Raw genomic sequence first — 17,549 nt, 5'->3', positions numbered from 1 at the left:
AGTAACTTTTTATTTTTCTAAAAAAAGTAAAACAGAAGTATTTATTGAAGATATGGGAGTTAAGAAACACGCTTCAATGCTTCCAATTTTTCAATTTTAATTTGCTTGCCTTTGGTAGAAATCAAGCCGTTTTTTTTAAACTGAGATAAAATTCGAATGGCAGATTCTGTAGCAGTTCCCACAATATTAGCATAATCTTCTCTTGAAAGCACAATAGTTAACATACCGTTTTCTGTAGTTCCGAAAACTGTGTAAATATAAAGTAAGGTTTCTGCAAGTCGTTGTTTTACAGATTTTTGCGCCATGTTTACAATCACATTGTCAGCTTCTTTTAAATCTTTTGCCATGGTTTTTAATACATCCATAGAAAAGTTAGTGTTTTCATGTAAATCGCGCATAATTTCTTTCTTCGGAATAAAACAAACTTGCATATCATTTAGCGCAGTAGCGCTCAAATTTGTAGCTTCTTCACTTATTAAAGAGCGCTGTCCAAGTAAATCGCCTTTTACTACTAATTTTACAATCTGATCTTTCCCATTGGCACTCAACTTAGTCAACTTACAAATTCCTTCACGCACACAAAATACGCCATTAATAGTGTCTCCTTCATTAAAAATCAAATGCCCTTTTTTGATGACTTTGGACGTTTTGCAATCTGAAACGCGAATCAATTCATCTTTGGTTAAAGATTTCAAAGAATTAAACTGTCTTACAATACATTGTTCACATCTGCTCATAGCCACGAAGTAAAGAATTATTAAATAATAAAAGCATGACAAATATCATATTTTAAAATCGATTCATTTGTAACCTTTGTTACAGGTATAAATGAGCAATAAAATGAATAACGAAACTACATGTTTTCATTGTGGAGATACGTGTCAGGAAAAAGTCATACAACTAGAAGAGAAATCATTTTGTTGTTATGGCTGTAAAACCGTGTATGAATTATTTTCTGAAAACGATCTGTCTAGTTACTACGATTTACAAGATGCGCCAGGCGCCATTCCCACAGAAATAAAAGGGAAATACGATTTTCTGTCTGAGCAAAATATCATTGATAAATTAATAGAATTTAATGATGAAACTACGCAAATAGTCACCTTGTACATTCCACATATTCATTGTAGTTCATGTATCTGGATTCTTGAAAATTTACACAAACTCAAACCCGAAATTACGGCTTCGCAAGTAAATTTTGGAAAAAAAACAGTCCGAATTACATACAATGCAACCACTTTTTCATTGAAAAAAGTGGTTTTACTATTAAGTCAAATTGGGTATGAACCATATATTAGTTTGGAAGATTATTCAGCCGGACAAAACAAAGTAAATCGAACACTAATTTACAAACTTGGAATTGCAGGATTTGCCTTCGGGAATGTTATGTTTTTATCATTTCCAGAGTATTTTCAAGTCAGTGGTTTTTGGATAGAACAATACAAACCTGTCTTTCGTTGGTTAATGTTTGTCTTTTCACTTCCTGTAGTTTTTTATGCTGCGCAAGATTATTTTATCTCAGCCTTTAAAGGCTTACGAGCCAAATTGCTCAATATTGATGTGCCAATTGCATTGGGTATTTTAGTCTTATTTGTGAGAAGTTCTACAGAAATTATGTTCGATTTTGGTTCAGGATTCTTTGATAGTCTTACAGGATTAGTCTTTTTTCTATTACTAGGTAAATTCTTTCAACAAAAAACATATTCATTCCTATCATTTGAACGCGATTATAAATCGTACTTTCCAATTGCAGTTACTAAGATCGAAAATGGAATTGAAACACCGATACAAGTCTATGATATTGAAAAGGGCGATCGTTTAGTAATTAGAAATGAAGAATTGATTCCTGTAGATGGAATTTTGTTGAATGGAAATGCACAAATAGATTACAGTTTTGTTACTGGCGAATCTGAAACGGTGCAAAAACAATCAGGCGACAAACTATTTGCAGGTGGAAAACAAACTTCAGGAGTCATAGAAATGGAAGCGATCAAATCGGTAGAGCAAAGTTATCTAACACAACTTTGGAGCAATGCAGTATTTGATAAAAATAAAGAAGAAGGTTTTACAACCTTAACAAATACAATCAGTAAGCACTTTACAATCACGGTGCTTTCTATTGCGTTTATTGCAACTACTTTTTGGTTATTTTACAATCCAAGCAAAGCAATGAATGTCTTTACAGCAGTATTAATCATTGCGTGTCCGTGTGCAATTGCGTTGGCGGCACCATTTACATTTGGAAACCTATTACGCATCTTTGGGAAGTTAAAATTCTATGTGAAAAATGCCAGTGTTTTAGAACAACTTTCATCTATAAACACTATCATATTTGACAAAACAGGTACCATTACATCCAATCAAAAAAGCACAGCAAGTTACGATGGAGAAGCATTATCAACTGTAGAAACTACATTGTTAAAAAATACGTTGCGAAGCTCCAATCATCCGTTAAGCAGAACATTATATAGTATTTTAGCCGAACACAATATTGTAACGCTCGATCATTTTGAAGAACACTTAGGAAAAGGAATGACGGCAAGTTATCACGATACAAACATCAAAGTTGGTGCAGCAAAATTTGTAGGTCATACCGAAGAATCAGGTGTGCTAAATACAACAGTTCACATTAGTACAAATGATAGTTATAAGGGGAAATATACTTTCTATAACTCGTATCGAAAAGGCTTATCAAAACTGTTTAATAATTTAAAGAAAACCTACGATTTAGCAATCCTTTCGGGAGATAACGAAGGTGAACGTGAAAACTTGAAAAAGCTATTACCAGCAAAAACAAAACTCATTTTCAATCAAAAACCAGGTGACAAGTTAGAATACATCAAATACCATCAAAATGAAGGTGCAAAAGTACTCATGATTGGCGATGGTTTAAATGATGCTGGAGCCTTGGCGCAAAGTGATGTCGGAATAGCCTTGTCGGAAAACGTAAATGTATTTTCTCCAGCATGTGATGCAATACTAGATGCTTCTAAGTTCAATCAATTAGATCGGTATATTAAGGCTTCAAAATCGGCAATAAAAATCATCAAATGGAGTTTTGTGCTTTCATTTATCTATAATACTATCGGACTCTACTTTGCAATTACGGGACAATTAGCCCCTGTTATTGCAGCAATACTAATGCCGTTAAGTTCTATTAGTATCGTAGTATTCACAACCATTTGCACCTCTTTTCTTGGAAGAAAACTAAGATAATATGAATGCAATATAATTTTTCATGTGTGAAATGTTGCTTTTTTCCAAAGTGCAGCAATCATGTTTCGTTAAGAATTTTTGAAGCCAGTGCTGAACTTGATTCAGTATCTTTTTGGAAAGTAAAGAAAAAGAAAATTAAAGCTCAAAAATAAGCTATTTAAAGAGTAATGAATAGGAGCTATATCACATCCTCTTATCAAGAATCATCCTAAACTAAATCAAACAAAGAATAATATCCAAAACATGATAAATGTCATTTTTTAGCAAACTGTACGCACGTACTTTTGAACCATAACTTCAATAGGTATGAGTGTTATATATGTTTTACTAACAATAAGTATTGTAGTCGCAATCTTCTTTTTCGTCGCCTTTATCATAGCGGTTCGAAGCGGACAATTTGACGACAGTTATACGCCATCAGTTCGGATGCTTTTTGAAGATGAATTGGTAAAAGAGAAAACAACAACAAAACAAAACTAACTACAATAATAAATACGTATAATTATGGAACTCCAACAGTTTTATTACGATAATAAAATCGTTAAAAAATTCATCTACGCAACCATAGTTTGGGGAATCGTTGGAATGTTGATAGGTTTACTATTGGCATTCTTATTTTTATTTCCAACTTGGTTTGAAGGTTTCTCTTGGCTGAGTTTTGGACGTTTACGTCCATTACATACAAATGCAGTAATTTTTGCCTTTGTCGGGAATGCCATTTTTGCGGGTGTCTATTACTCGCTACAACGATTATTAAAAGCCCGAATGGCAAGTGATTTACTCAGTAATATTAACTTTTGGGGATGGCAATTAATCATTGTTGGAGCCGCCATAACACTTCCTTTAGGGTATACAACTTCTAAAGAATATGCCGAACTCGAATGGCCCTTTGATATTGCCATCGCAATTATTTGGGTTGCCTTTGGTGCTAATATGATTTGGACAATCTTAAAAAGAAGACAACGTCACTTATACGTAGCGGTTTGGTTTTACCTAGCAACATTTGTAACGGTTGCAGTATTACACATATTTAACAGTTTAGAATTGCCAGTAAGTGCTATGAAAAGTTACTCTGTATACGCAGGTGTACAAGATGCCTTAGTACAATGGTGGTATGGACACAATGCAGTAGCATTCTTTCTAACTACACCATTTTTAGGATTGATGTATTATTTCATTCCAAAAGCGGCAAACCGACCAATTTATTCGTACAGATTATCTATTGTGCATTTTTGGTCGTTAATTTTCATATACATCTGGGCAGGACCGCATCACTTGTTATATACAGCGTTGCCAGAATGGGCACAAAACTTAGGAGTTGCCTTTTCAGTAATGTTACTAATGCCTTCTTGGGGAGGAATGATCAACGGATTACTAACACTTCGTGGAGCTTGGGATAAAGTACGAACAGACCCAGTATTAAAATTCATGGTAGTAGCGATTACAGGATATGGAATGGCAACCTTTGAAGGCCCAATGTTATCCTTGAAAAATGTAAATGCAATTGCTCACTTTACCGATTGGATTATTGCTCACGTACACGTTGGCGCATTGGCTTGGAACGGATTCCTAACCTTTGGTATGGTATATTGGTTAATACCACGATTGTTCAAAACGAAATTATATTCTAAAGGGTTGGCAAATGCACATTTCTGGATTGGAACTTTAGGGATCATTATGTATGCGTTACCAATGTATGTAGCAGGATTTACACAAGCATTTATGTGGAAACAATTCGGAGATGATGGACGATTAGTGTATGGAAACTTCTTAGAAACGGTTACGGAGATTATTCCAATGTATTGGATGCGTGCCATAGGAGGTTCATTATTCATCTTCGGTATGTTCATCTTAGCATATAATGTTGTGATGACAATTGTGAAATCGAAACATAAAGTAACAGACGAATTAGCAGAAGCGCCAGCATTGCAACGTGTTTCTAAAAAACGTACCAAAGGAGAAGGATGGCACACTTGGTTAGAGCGTAAGCCTATCAAACTAACAATTTATGCTACGATTGCAATTTTAATTGGAGGAATTGTACAAATTGTGCCAACCATCATGATTGATTCTAATATTCCAACAATAGCGGAAGTAAAACCATATACGCCATTAGAACTAGAAGGTAGAGATATCTACATAAGGGAAGGTTGTGTAGGTTGTCACTCGCAAATGATTAGACCATTTAGAAGTGAAGTAGAACGTTATGGTGAATACTCAAAAGCAGGAGAATTTGTATACGATCATCCATTCCTATGGGGAAGTAAACGTACTGGACCTGATTTACATCGTGAAGGTGGATTGAAATCTGACTCTTGGCATTATAAACACATGTACGATCCACGCGGAATAGAAGAAAAATCTATTATGCCTTCCTATCCATGGTTGATACGGAATGCCTTAGACAAATCAATGACGCAAGATAAAATGGAAGCGATGGTAACCTTAGGTGTTCCGTATTCGCAAGAAGAAATTGCAGAAGCAATGAAATCGATGGACGAACAAGCTTTAGGTATTGTACGAAACCTATATGAAGATCCTGATTTAAAAGCGTCGTTTGAAGAAGCTAAAAAATCAGCAGCAGAAACTGGAGAAACCTTCATTCCTATTAAAGATCGTGAAATTACGGCATTAATTGCCTACTTACAACGCTTAGGAACAGACATTAAAGTAAAAGACGAATTACAAACCACACAAAAATAAGTAGCATGCTAAAATTTGTAAAAAATCATATGGAGAGCATTACAGGAATAGAAATCTATCCGCTCATCTCCTTACTCATCTTCTTTACCTTTTTCGTAATACTATTTTGGTGGGTAATCACAGCAAAAAAAGAATACATCACAAAAGTGAGCAATATTCCATTAGATAATCAACATAACAACCAGAAACTATGAGAAATCTAATTCCATCTTGGGTTCGCGTCCTTGTCATATTCTTCCTAATATTTGGAGGTATTGAATATTTTATTGACTCTGGAGATCGACCAGCTTTTATGGCAGAGCCAATGGTGATGCTCTTCTTAGTATTAGTTATTTTAATATTAATAGCGATAGAAGGTATTGTAGCTGCGTTAGAACGAATTTTACTAAATAGCTTAACAGAAACACAGAAAGAAGCCTATTTAGCGAAGAAAAATAAAGTTCCAGAATTTAAATGGTTTAAGGAAACCTATAAAAAACTACTCGGTTCGAAACCAATTGAAGAAGAAGCCGAAATCATCTTAGATCATAATTATGATGGCATTAAAGAATTAGATAATAACTTGCCACCATGGTGGTTGTACAGTTTCTATATTTCAATATTTTTTGCAGTTATCTATATGTTCAAATATCATGTGTTCAATGGAGAGAATCAATATGATGAATTGGCTGTAGAATATGTAGAAGCAGACAAAGCATATCAAGAATATCTAAAAACAGCAAAAGATTTAGTAGACTACAAAACAGTAGTTGTACTAACAGAACCAGGAGACATTAGTGCAGGGAAAGCAATTTTCACAGAAAAATGTATAGCCTGTCATAAAATCGATGGAGGAGGAGGAATTGGTCCAAATCTAACAGATAAACATTGGATTTTAGGTGGTGGTATCAACAATGTCTTCAGAACAATTTCAGAAGGTGGACGAAGTGGAAAAGGAATGGAAGCTTGGAAAAAAGAATTGAAACCATCTCAAATTGCGCAAGTAGCAAGTTATGTATTGAACTTTCAAGGAACTACTCCAGCAGAACCTAAAGCTCCTGAAGGAGAAATTTGGACTCCAGAAATTACTGAAGGAGAAGAAAGTATCAAAGTAAACGATTCAACAAAAATAGCAACGGAAACACCAACAAACTAACAACTAGTTATTGTGGAAACGCCAGAAAACGAAACATTCAGAGATTCCATTGGAACCATTAATGAAGAAGGAAAACGCGCTTGGATATTTCCAAAGAAACCAAGTGGAAAATACTACGAATGGCGAAAAATTGTCAGCTACGTATTACTAACATTTTTACTAGCTGCACCATTTATAAAAATAAATGGAAACCAATTTTTACTGTTCAATGTATTGGAAAGACGTTTCAATATCTTTGGATTTCCGTTTTGGCCACAAGATTTTCACTTAGTGGTAATCTCCATGATTATAGGAGTCATATTTATCACATTGTTTACCGTTGCTTTTGGACGTATTTTTTGCGGTTGGATTTGTCCACAAACTATCTTTTTAGAAATGGTTTTCAGACGTATTGAATACTGGATTGAAGGTGATAGAGGAAAACAAACACGACTTGCGAAACAAGCTTGGAATGCAGAAAAAGTTAAGAAGCGACTTTTAAAATGGTTTTTATTTTTAGTGATTTCATTTGTGATTGCGAATGTGTTTTTAGCCTATCTCATAGGAAGTGATCAGTTGATACAAGATATTACAGATGGTCCTTTTAAGCATTTAGGAACCTTATTTCCACTGTTGATATTTACGGCAGTATTCTACTTTGTATTTGCATGGTTTCGTGAGCAAGTATGTATTATAGCATGTCCTTACGGAAGATTACAAGGTGTATTATTAGATGATAAATCAATATTGGTAGCGTACGATCATAAACGTGGAGAAGGAGATAACGGACGAAAGAAGTTTCGTAAAAATGAAGATAGAGTAGAACTTGGTCATGGTGATTGTATTGATTGTTTTCAATGTGTAAATGTTTGTCCAACAGGAATCGATATTAGAAATGGAACACAGTTAGAATGTGTCAATTGTACAGCCTGTATTGACGAGTGTGATACCATAATGGAAAAGGTAGATTTGCCAAAAGGGTTGATTCGATATACAAGTGAATCTGAAATTGAAAAGAAGGAAAAATTCAAATTTACACCACGATTAAAAGGATACACAGCGGTTTTAGTCATTTTAATTGGTGTGTTGATTGGAATGTTAATGATTAGAAATGATGTAGAAGCAAATATTTTACGATTATCAGGTCAATTATATGAAACAAAAGCGGACAACAGAATCAGTAATGTATTTACCTATAAATTGATAAATAAAACCACAGATTCTATTGAACAGGTACATTTTAAAATTAGAAAGTACAAAGGTGGAACTATAAAACCTGTAACAAACACGGAACATTTTGTTATTCCAAGACAGGGAATTGCAGAAGGAACACTGTTTATAGAAATTCCGAAAAGTCAACTGAAAAGCGGAAAAAATAAAATAACCGTTGAAGTATATAGTGATGACAAGTTGATAGAAACTACCACAGTAAGCTTTATAGGACCATCAACGTATAATTAATATTTCGACAAGTTCAATAACCGTTATTGTGATACTTAAAAAAGCAAAGCTTGCTGAGGCACTCGAAGCAAGCCATAAAAAATAGAAACCATGAAAATAAATTGGGGAACAGGAATCGTATTAGCATTTATAGGCTTTATCAGCTTCATCATGTACTTTGTAATTAATATGAATATAAAGCAAGAATATGACCATGATTTGGTAACGGAATCGTATTACGAAGCCGAATTGGCATATCAAAGTGATATAGATAAGTTGAAAAACGCGCAAAAACTCTCCGAAAATATTTCTTGGGAACGTATCAGTTCAGGAATTGTATTGAAGTTTCCAAAATCGTTAACTGAAGAAAGTATAAAAGGAAAAGTGTTCCTATATAGACCATCGAGTAAACAACACGATTTCGAAATGCACATTTCGTTATCGGACCACACATTGCTCATACCTGACAATCGTTTGCTAGATGGTCGCTGGGACATTAAGGTTGATTGGAGCTATGAAGATGAAACGTATATGTATAAGGAAGTATTGGTGTATTAATCGGTTTAGAGTTTTATGCTTATAGTTTTATGTTTTTTTGAATTGAAAAAAATGTCAAATCGAGCGCAGTTGAGATTTAATTAAAAAATAAGTTTTTTTGATGTTAGTATCAGGTTTTATATTAGGGTTATTAGGAAGTTTCCACTGCGTTGGTATGTGTGGGCCAATTGCTTTTATGTTGCCTGTAGATCGTACAAATAGTTATAAAAAAATAGCACAAGTGCTTTTATATCACATGGGTAGATTAATATCTTATGCAACCATAGGGCTTATTTTTGGAATGCTTGGAAAAAGTATTTACATTTTTGGGATGCAACAAAAACTATCAATTGTGATTGGTGTTTTGATGATTGTAGCCATTAGTATTCCTTATAAAATTTTCAGTAAGTATAATTTTTCAAAACCTATTTTTAATGTAATTTCAAAGTTAAAATCGAGTTTGGGCGCACAGTTCAAAAAGAAAAGTCTAGATACGTTTTTTACCATTGGTTTTCTAAATGGGTTTTTACCATGCGGATTGGTGTATATGGCAATTTTTGGAGCCATTGCAACAGGAAGTATTTATCAAGGAAGCTTGTATATGATTCTATTTGGATTGGGAACAATTCCGTTAATGACAACAGCTATTTATTTAGGTAAATTTTTAAACACTTCGGTAAAACAACGCATTCAAAAAGCAATTCCTGTATTGGTAGTTTTAATTGGTATATTATTTATTTTGCGTGGATTAGGTTTAGGAATTCCTTATATTTCCCCAGCACCAAATGCTGGCTTGGTAACCAATACAATGAATTGTCATTAAAGAAAATTAGTTTTCCAATAATGCATAAAAATTATAAGCTTTTAGAATACTAAAGAAATTGTTATAATCAATTTTTGGGATGATAATTCTATCATTTTCATCAAATTTATAATCAGGGAAACTTTCGCCAAAAGTAAATGTATACGCTAATTCTTCAATGTAAACGGAATATGAATCAAAACCATGTTCGTTAACATGTTTTTTTACCGTTGATACGGATTGGAATGCTTTTACAACTTTGTCTTTACCATGTTTAAGAAACAGTGTTTCAATTTTTAAAGAATCACGTTTGTTGCAATCTGCTCCTAAAGGGCATCCATTCATAGCCTCCAAAAGTTGTAAGGCTTCATCATGTTTCTTTTTTTTATTTAATATTTCTGCTTGTATAAGTGTAATAGCTCCTTTTGCACCTGCCCAAGAGTTTCCACAGAAACCATAATCGCTTTTACTAGCTTTGTCTAGGTATGATTCTGCTAGTGCAAGATCATTTTGTTGTATTGCTTCTTGAGCATTTTTAATAAAGGCACGTCCATCTGTAGCGTCAAATTTTTTCCCACAAGAAAAGAGCGCTAAACAAAAAACAGTTAGTAGTAAGTATTTGTATTTGAACATCGTACTTTTTTGGTAAACGATAATAATCGTTATTAATGTATGCTTAAAGATAGCAATTCTTAATAAAAAGTAGTGTTAATGTTAATGGTTTATTGTGGTTTATACTCGTTGTAAAGCTTGTTTATTTTTGGTTGAATTATTCAGATTCCAATAATATAAAACCATAACAAAAAGAACTCTTCTGAGAACTCACTAAATTTTACTTCTCTTTGTAATTTTGCAGTTTTGATGGTTTTAGCAACAAAGTATAGGGCATAAAAAACACAAAACATAGAAAATATATGTAATGCTGGTATTAATGAAAGAAGCAATTTAAAACCTTCTGATTGTCCTGTAATTATTCCATCTTGCTGAAGTATAAAAAATACAGTATATACAAAAGCAATACTTATAAAGACATTGAACCTAGTTCTTTTCATTTTTATAGCTGGAGGAATATGTTGTTGTAATCCAACAGCTATTGTCCAAAGCCAACCAAGAAATCCTATTACAAAAATGATTGATATAAACGGGAATATTTTGAAAAAAATAGCCAAACTACTATCAAAAGGAGTTGAAGTATTATTAAAGATTGTGAAAATATCAGATATTATATAAAAAAATATAAAGAGAAAAGGTAGTCCATATAGTGTCAAAAAAAGTTGCCAATGTTTTGCTTTTAAAAAAGTGTGTATCATGAATGTAATTGTTTGTGAAGCTTAATTTTTAAGGAATTACTTTAAAAATTAAGCATTTCTATATTTTGTGTTTCACCTTCTTTGAGTTGTACATATTGCATAATGCCGCCACCAGTTTTATCCCAAAGCATAAAAGCTATAATGTAATAATCTCCAGCAGGAAGATTTGTAAATTCAAATTCACCTTTTTCATTACACATGGTTTTCTTAGTATCGTGATATTCTTTAGGATCTGGTGTAAACGTCGGAATTCCGTTTTCTACATGCACATACCCAGCATTAGTATTTTTATAAATATGATGTAATCGTTCTTGCGTGTATAAACAATCTGGCATTAATTCTATTCTAAACTTTTCCCCAAAACGCGTTTCTCCATTTTTCGACTTAAATTTTGCAACGCCTTTGATTGTTCCATTTCCTGGAGTTTTGAACCATTTTACAGCTTCAACATCAAATGTGTTTTCGATTTTTATAGGTTGTTTTTCTTTTGCTTTTTGTGGTCTAGCACAATTAATACATAGAAATCCAATGAAGAGTAGGCATAATTTTTTAATGATGGCCATGTGTTTTTTGTTTTAATAAATTGTCGAAAGCATTTTTTAATATCGTTGCTAATACTGGATTTTCTTTTTCAATTAAAGGATGTATACTTTTATATATTTTATGATTTTCCTCATGATCAGGATGCGGTCCATCAAAAATAAACCTAAAAACACTGTAAATGTCTTTCTTATTCCTTTTGGAAAGTACTTTACAGATAGCTTTTGTGTCATTTTGAAATCGTTTATAAATATCAAAACCTTCTCTAATTTTATCTGCTTCCCAAATTCCATTTACACAAATATTTATGTATTTATCATAAAAATCCTTAGAAGGAATTGAATTGAGATTTGCAAAATATGAAATAATAGGATTTGATAGTAAATTATCTGAATACATATAAAGTGCTGCGCTTTTCCCTGTTTCAGAATCAAACCCAAAAATGTTTTCCATGTTTTCAAATGAATTTGGAAATGCGCAAAAGAACATTTTTTCTAATTCAATTTTTTGATTGCCAGTTGCTATTTTGGCTTTTTCAAAAAAATAAACAATCGTATCAGCTTGATTTTTATTTGTTTTGAAATAAAAATCAGGACAAGTAAACGTTTTCAAGGTTACTTTTTCATTGACAGTTACATTGTCGCGTATATAAGATTTTTTATGAGAATTTTCTGTGTGTTGTTTTTGCTGTTTTGAACAGCTAAGAAGACTCAAAGAAGTAATGAAAAGTATACAAATGTATTTCATACGTTATTAGCAATAACAATAATTGTTATTGCTAATACTACAATATCTTATTTGAAGATCAAAAATGATAATAAGATTTTATGTGTTAGCTAGAAGCACTTTAGAATTGATTCGTTTTTTTATACGTTAAACCTGCACCATCGCAGATTTCCCATGTACTATTAAATGAACTTTCAGACTGAAAAACCATGTATTCTACTAAGTAACTGCAACTTGCGATGATATCATTGTCAGTATCAAAAGTCAATGTTAAGGTACGACCATCTTGCGTTATTGATATCACAAAGGTTCCTGTAGCTTCGGTTGTAACTCCATCACGTTGTCTAACTTTTACAAAAGATCCATCCGTATTTAATAAATATGACTCTTGCCATTCCATAGCCGCTCCGGTGACTAATGAATTTGGAATGCTACCATGCATAGAAGTAAGAATCCAATTTCCAAAAACTTCGTTGCTAATTGTATCATCGTCACTATTACATGAAGATACTAGTACAATTGTCAATAAAAGTAAAATTATTTTTTTCATAATGTTGTCGGTTTAATACTTAGATACATTTTATAGCAATTGGTTGCGTGTAATGACTTAAAAATCTATTTGAGTATGATAAATGTCATAGTTATTCTAATGATTCTAGGATACTTTTAATATAGAAATTAAAACTAAATCAAGATGAAAAAAAGAACACCAGTTTCAACAATCATGACAGTAAATGTAATTACATTAAATCATACAGATAACTTAGATACAGCGGAACGTTTATTTAAATCAAAAAATATAAGACATATTCCTGTTGTAAGTGGCGATTCCATCATTGGAATGTTAAGTTATACAGATTTACTACGTATTAGCTTTGCCGATGGAGCGTATGAAGAAGAATCTAATGTAGAAACAGTTGTATATAATATGTTTACGATAGAGCAAGTAATGGCAAAAAACTTGGTAAGCGTAAGTTCGAATACAACAATTAAAGAAGCTGCTGAAATATTAGCTAAAAAAGAATTTCATGCGTTACCTGTAGTTGACGACGGAAAATTAGCTGGAATTTTAACAACGACTGATTTAATCAATTATTTACTAGATCAATTTTAATATGCCAAAAACGCAGTAGCGAAATTCATTAAATCCAACTCTTATGAAAAATGTTTTAATATTGACCGATTTCTCAACCTGTGCACAAAATGCAATACATTATGCACTACATTTTCTAAAGGACGAAGCATGTTGCTTTTATATCATGCATGTACACAAATCGGGAAGTTTTACCATGGATGATTTAATGGCTTCCGCTACTGCTAATGTTTATGAAAGTGTTTTTAAAGCCGAAAACGATCGTTTGGAAAAGCTTATAGATTCATTAGAACAAACGTCGGAAAACGATGCACACAAATTTTATTCTATCTTAGATTACGATAGTTTTTTACAAGCAATATATCGTATTATTGAAGAGAAGAAAATAGATATATTAGTTGCAGGATATAATGGTGTTTCTAATGTAGAAGAAATTGTTTTTGGAAGTCATACGTTGAGCATTGTCAGAAAAATTAACTGTAAAACATTGGTAGTGCCAGAAAATGCAACATTTCACAACCCAAAAACAATGTTATTGCTGTTAGATGCGAAAGATGATATTCAAGGCAAAGCGTTTGAAAATTTAATACATACAGCTAAAAATCATGATATGCACGTTCATGTACTTCGTGTATATGAAAAAGGTTATAAAGGCGATCGTTATGACGAATCGTACTTAATGAAGCATTGTAAAGATGTTAATTATACATATCATGTCATAGAAAATGTGCCATTAGATTATGTAAAATCGTGTTACATGCAATTATATGATATAGATATGATTGGTTTGATTGTTCAGAAAGAATCTGTTTTCGAACGTTTATTTAAGCATTCAACGACCACAACTATTAGTAAAACATTGAAGAAGCCTTTATTGGTAACGCATCCGTGATTTGAAATTTATTTGAATAAAATCTGTTAGGCTATTCTGTATCTTTTTTTGCTTTTAAAAACGCTTCTGATCGTGCAATTTGTTCTTCAAGATTCCATTCAAAATCAAACCTATTTTTTAGAAATTTAGCAATAGAATCTAGTCCTATTTCAGTTCTTCTTTTATCAATATTTGCAGGATCATATACAGGCCAAAGATTAAAACTTTTGGTTTCAGGATAATACTTCATTTGTCCTCCATAAACTTGTAAATCACCTCGTTCTGTAGCAATTCTATCTTCAGCCCTTACCAAAAATCGAGGTTCTAATTTCTTGTCTTTTACAGCTTGTTGCATCATTGGAAGGTATTTTATGCGAATTTCATTACCGGAATGTTGAATTACATTACATATAGTGAAATTTCCTTGTTCACCAATCATTTCTTTTGTTGGCCAACCATTAGCGTCTAAAATTGCTCTTACTTTCTTCTCATTAATCATATGATTTGCTTCATAGATTTTTTGATACTTTTTGTACTGTTCTGAATCTGCACCGTAAATCCGTTGTAAAGAATCTCGTTTTCGTATAGGAACTTGTTCTTTTTGCCAAATAGTATCTAAAACAGCAATGAAATTTTTAGGCTGCTTATCATTCTTTATAGGTTCTTTTGACTTGTTTTTGTCGGAGCAAGAAATGAAAAGGAAAAAAAAGAATATCAATATAAATCTCATACAATAGGTTTAATATTTGTGTAAAAAGTTAAAGCTATATGAAACTACATAAAAATCAAAAAAAGAACATAACATTAAGAGCTAAAAAAGCAGGAAAATGTTGAATTTTTCCTGCTTCTTGGACAATTAATAAGATTAATAACTAACAATCTTAAATTTTGAATGTCATTACGGGTAATGTAGAATGATTTGCAATATCTTCTGAAATACTTCCTTCAAAAAAGTGAGCTAAACCTTTGCGACCGTGTGTTGCCACGGCAATCAAATCAGCGCCTTTGGTACTAGCAAAGTTTAAAATTCCAGCTTCAATTGAATAATCACTAACGTAATGTACATTTTCCATATGATCCGTATGTCCGTCGGCAATCTTTAAAAAATCTGCCACACGCACTTCCATTTCTGTACTACTCTTAAAACCTGAGCCAGGTAAGTTTACATATACCAAATGCAACGTAGCACCAAGTTTTGAAAACAAAGCATTTGCATTGATATATGGTTTAATGGCTTCCTTTGAAAAATCGCAAGCAAGAACTACATTTTCAAAGTCCATCAAAATTGGGTTATATTTTACAACCAACACAGGAATATCTGAATGACGCACTACTTTTTCAGTGTTCGATCCTATGAATACTTCTTTTATTCCACTTGATCCGTGTGATCCCATCACAATTAAATCTGCATTGTGTTCTTTGGCAACATCATTTACTTCGCTAAATACTTTAAAATGTTTTACAATAGGAGTTACCTTAACATCCTTTAAATAGGGTTTATCTAGAAAGTCTGTAAATTTTTGTTCGGCTAATTTTAAGAAGAAAACCGCTTCCGCTTGTCTGTTCCCATCTGAATCAGAAATAAGCGCATTTGACAGTTCTAACATGTGCAACGCCAACACTTCGGAATCGTATTTTTTTGCTAAAATAGACGCTGCTTCTAATGCATATTCTGAATGTTTTGAGAAATCTACGGGTACAATAATTTTTTTCATTTTAGTTTTTTTAAATAGTCATTGAGAATAATTGTGTGGCTGGCTTTTTTCGTTGTAATAATACGTCAAAAGCCATGCAAATGTTACGTACAAAAGGTTTTCCTTTTTTAGTAATGTATAGTGTGTTGTTATTAATCTGAATTAATTCGTCAGCTTCAAACTCTTGCAGTTTCCAACGAATTTCTGTTAGCTCAGGAATTGCTGCAATTTCATCATTCAAAGAAGTTTTAAAGTGACACATTAAGTTCAAAATATGTTTTCTAATGATGAGGTCTTCTTCCGTAAGGATATGTCCTCTAAATACAGGAATAATATCTTTATTTACCAATTCATAATACGTTTCAATATCTTTAACATTCTGCGAAAAACCATACCAACTATCGCTAATGGAAGAAACGCCCAAGCCAATCATAGCTTGTGTTTTATTAGCAGTATAGCCCATAAAATTTCGATGCAAACGTTTTTCAATCATAGAAGTATACAAGGCATCAGTTGGCAATGCAAAATGATCCATGCCAATGTCTACATAACCAGCTTCTTTTAGTAGAAATTTACCCAAATTGTATTGCGCTGTTTTTTCAGTTGCTGTTGGTAAATCTTCATCTTTAAAACCACGTTGTCCGTTTCCTTTAATCCACGGCACATGTGCATAACTGTAAAAAGCAATACTATCTGGTGCCAATTCTCTAGTTTTAGCAATAGTTTCTGTAACATGTGCTGTTGTCTGAAATGGTAATCCGAAAATAATATCGTGTCCCACAGATGTATAACCAATATTTCTGGCAAGCTCCGTAACGCGTTTTACATTTTCAAAAGGTTGTATACGATGAATGGCTTTTTGAACCTTTTTATTATAATCTTGTACACCAAAACTCACACGTCTAAACCCTAGATTATATAAGGTTTTCAAATGTGTTTCAGTTGTGTTATTTGGATGTCCTTCAAAGCTAAATTCGTATGCTTCGGCAAGTGTAGCACGTGATAGAATTCCCTCGATTAATTCTTGAAGATGTTTTGGTGAAAAAAAAGTGGGCGTTCCACCGCCAAGATGAAGTTCTTTAATCGTTGGTGTATTTTCCAACAGATCACAGTACAAAGCCCACTCTTTCAAAACTGTATTCATATAAGGAATTTCTACATCGTGCCTTTTTGTTATTCGCTTGTTACAACCGCAAAACGTACATAGGCTTTCGCAAAAAGGCAGATGGATGTAGATACTTATTCCTTCTTTACTATTACTTTCTTGAAACGATTTTCGTAATGAAACTTTCCATTGTTCCAATGAAAATGTATCTAAATTCCAATAAGGAACGGTCGGATAACTTGTATATCGCGGACCTGCCACATTATATTTGTTCACTAAATTGCACATACCTGATAATTATGATTCAAAAGTAAGGAGCAGTTTGCGGCTGTCATATGATAAATATCATGTTTGGAGAATTGTGCCGTTTTTTTGGTAATGACTTCTTTGTCTGAAGA

19 protein-coding genes are annotated in these 17,549 nt (G+C 32.8%); 10 read left to right on the top strand and 9 right to left on the bottom strand.

The window, feature by feature from the left end; genetic code table 11:
* Positions 1–59: 59 nt before the first annotated feature.
* Complete coding sequence (locus Q0828_RS02230; protein ID WP_298417312.1) at positions 60–737, bottom strand: Crp/Fnr family transcriptional regulator; 678 nt, start codon at positions 735–737, stop codon at positions 60–62.
* A 103-nt stretch (positions 738–840) separates the two neighbouring features.
* Here Q0828_RS02230 and Q0828_RS02225 point away from each other — a divergent pair, with 103 nt between their 5' ends.
* From Q0828_RS02225 to Q0828_RS02190, 8 genes are all read left to right on the top strand, one after another.
* Positions 841–3,216 carry a heavy metal translocating P-type ATPase metal-binding domain-containing protein gene (locus Q0828_RS02225; protein ID WP_298417311.1) on the top strand — a complete coding sequence of 792 codons (2,376 nt, stop codon included), beginning with the start codon at positions 841–843 and terminating at the stop codon, positions 3,214–3,216.
* Between the two features lie 306 nt (positions 3,217–3,522).
* Positions 3,523–3,696 carry a cbb3-type cytochrome oxidase assembly protein CcoS gene (gene ccoS / locus Q0828_RS02220; RefSeq protein WP_298417310.1) on the top strand — a complete coding sequence of 58 codons (174 nt, stop codon included), beginning with the start codon at positions 3,523–3,525 and terminating at the stop codon, positions 3,694–3,696.
* Positions 3,697–3,720: 24 nt separating this feature from the next.
* Positions 3,721–5,919 (top strand): cytochrome-c oxidase, cbb3-type subunit I, encoded by a 2,199-nt coding sequence (gene ccoN / locus Q0828_RS02215; protein ID WP_298417308.1) that lies wholly within the window; start codon positions 3,721–3,723, stop codon positions 5,917–5,919.
* 5 nt (positions 5,920–5,924) lie between these two features.
* Complete coding sequence (locus Q0828_RS02210; RefSeq protein ID WP_298417307.1) at positions 5,925–6,113, top strand: CcoQ/FixQ family Cbb3-type cytochrome c oxidase assembly chaperone; 189 nt, start codon at positions 5,925–5,927, stop codon at positions 6,111–6,113.
* Entirely contained in the window at positions 6,110–7,054 is a 945-nt protein-coding gene (locus Q0828_RS02205; RefSeq protein WP_298417306.1) for a cbb3-type cytochrome c oxidase N-terminal domain-containing protein, read from the top strand. Before Q0828_RS02210 ends, Q0828_RS02205 begins: the two co-directional genes overlap by 4 nt.
* A gap of 12 nt (positions 7,055–7,066) precedes the next feature.
* On the top strand, positions 7,067–8,494 hold the full coding sequence (ccoG, locus tag Q0828_RS02200; RefSeq protein ID WP_298417305.1) for a cytochrome c oxidase accessory protein CcoG: 1,428 nt from the start codon (positions 7,067–7,069) through the stop codon (positions 8,492–8,494).
* A 90-nt stretch (positions 8,495–8,584) separates the two neighbouring features.
* Positions 8,585–9,031 carry a FixH family protein gene (locus Q0828_RS02195; RefSeq protein ID WP_298417303.1) on the top strand — a complete coding sequence of 149 codons (447 nt, stop codon included), beginning with the start codon at positions 8,585–8,587 and terminating at the stop codon, positions 9,029–9,031.
* Between the two features lie 100 nt (positions 9,032–9,131).
* On the top strand, positions 9,132–9,833 hold the full coding sequence (locus Q0828_RS02190) for a sulfite exporter TauE/SafE family protein (protein ID WP_298418204.1): 702 nt from the start codon (positions 9,132–9,134) through the stop codon (positions 9,831–9,833).
* Positions 9,834–9,839: 6 nt separating this feature from the next.
* Here the strand turns inward: Q0828_RS02190 and Q0828_RS02185 are convergent, their stop codons facing one another.
* The 5 genes from Q0828_RS02185 to Q0828_RS02165 all read right to left on the bottom strand — a co-directional run bounded on the left by Q0828_RS02185 (position 9,840) and on the right by Q0828_RS02165 (position 12,938).
* Complete coding sequence (locus Q0828_RS02185; protein WP_298417301.1) at positions 9,840–10,445, bottom strand: hypothetical protein; 606 nt, start codon at positions 10,443–10,445, stop codon at positions 9,840–9,842.
* 140 nt (positions 10,446–10,585) lie between these two features.
* Positions 10,586–11,122 (bottom strand): hypothetical protein, encoded by a 537-nt coding sequence (locus Q0828_RS02180; RefSeq protein WP_298417300.1) that lies wholly within the window; start codon positions 11,120–11,122, stop codon positions 10,586–10,588.
* Between the two features lie 41 nt (positions 11,123–11,163).
* Entirely contained in the window at positions 11,164–11,685 is a 522-nt protein-coding gene (locus Q0828_RS02175; RefSeq protein ID WP_298417299.1) for a hypothetical protein, read from the bottom strand.
* The gene (locus Q0828_RS02170) at positions 11,672–12,409 is read right to left on the bottom strand and encodes a hypothetical protein (RefSeq protein WP_298417298.1); all 738 of its coding nucleotides are present in this window, start codon (positions 12,407–12,409) and stop codon (positions 11,672–11,674) included. The genes Q0828_RS02175 and Q0828_RS02170 overlap by 14 nt, the downstream gene beginning before the upstream one ends.
* Positions 12,410–12,509: 100 nt before the next feature.
* Entirely contained in the window at positions 12,510–12,938 is a 429-nt protein-coding gene (locus Q0828_RS02165) for a lipoprotein (RefSeq protein WP_298417297.1), read from the bottom strand.
* Positions 12,939–13,082: 144 nt separating this feature from the next.
* Here Q0828_RS02165 and Q0828_RS02160 point away from each other — a divergent pair, with 144 nt between their 5' ends.
* Complete coding sequence (locus Q0828_RS02160; protein ID WP_298417295.1) at positions 13,083–13,502, top strand: CBS domain-containing protein; 420 nt, start codon at positions 13,083–13,085, stop codon at positions 13,500–13,502.
* 43 nt (positions 13,503–13,545) lie between these two features.
* A complete protein-coding gene (locus Q0828_RS02155; RefSeq protein ID WP_298417294.1) occupies positions 13,546–14,373 on the top strand; it encodes a universal stress protein in 828 nt (275 codons plus the stop codon).
* A 31-nt stretch (positions 14,374–14,404) separates the two neighbouring features.
* On the opposite strand, the gene Q0828_RS02150 is transcribed toward Q0828_RS02155, so the two are convergent.
* The 3 genes from Q0828_RS02150 to hemN all read right to left on the bottom strand — a co-directional run bounded on the left by Q0828_RS02150 (position 14,405) and on the right by hemN (position 17,439).
* Positions 14,405–15,082, bottom strand: a complete 678-nt coding sequence (locus Q0828_RS02150) for a DUF6624 domain-containing protein (RefSeq protein WP_298417292.1) — start codon at positions 15,080–15,082, stop codon at positions 14,405–14,407.
* Positions 15,083–15,233: 151 nt separating this feature from the next.
* A complete protein-coding gene (locus Q0828_RS02145) occupies positions 15,234–16,067 on the bottom strand; it encodes a universal stress protein (protein WP_298417291.1) in 834 nt (277 codons plus the stop codon).
* Between the two features lie 10 nt (positions 16,068–16,077).
* A complete protein-coding gene (gene hemN, locus Q0828_RS02140) occupies positions 16,078–17,439 on the bottom strand; it encodes an oxygen-independent coproporphyrinogen III oxidase (RefSeq protein ID WP_298417290.1) in 1,362 nt (453 codons plus the stop codon).
* Between the last annotated feature and the right edge of the window lie 110 nt (positions 17,440–17,549).

This window comes from uncultured Kordia sp. (assembly GCF_947496985.1).
In the GTDB taxonomy this organism is placed as follows: Bacteria; Bacteroidota; Bacteroidia; order Flavobacteriales; family Flavobacteriaceae; genus Kordia.
The sequence above is the reverse complement of the archived record's forward strand: the minus strand, read 5'-3'. Positions and strand labels throughout refer to the sequence as shown.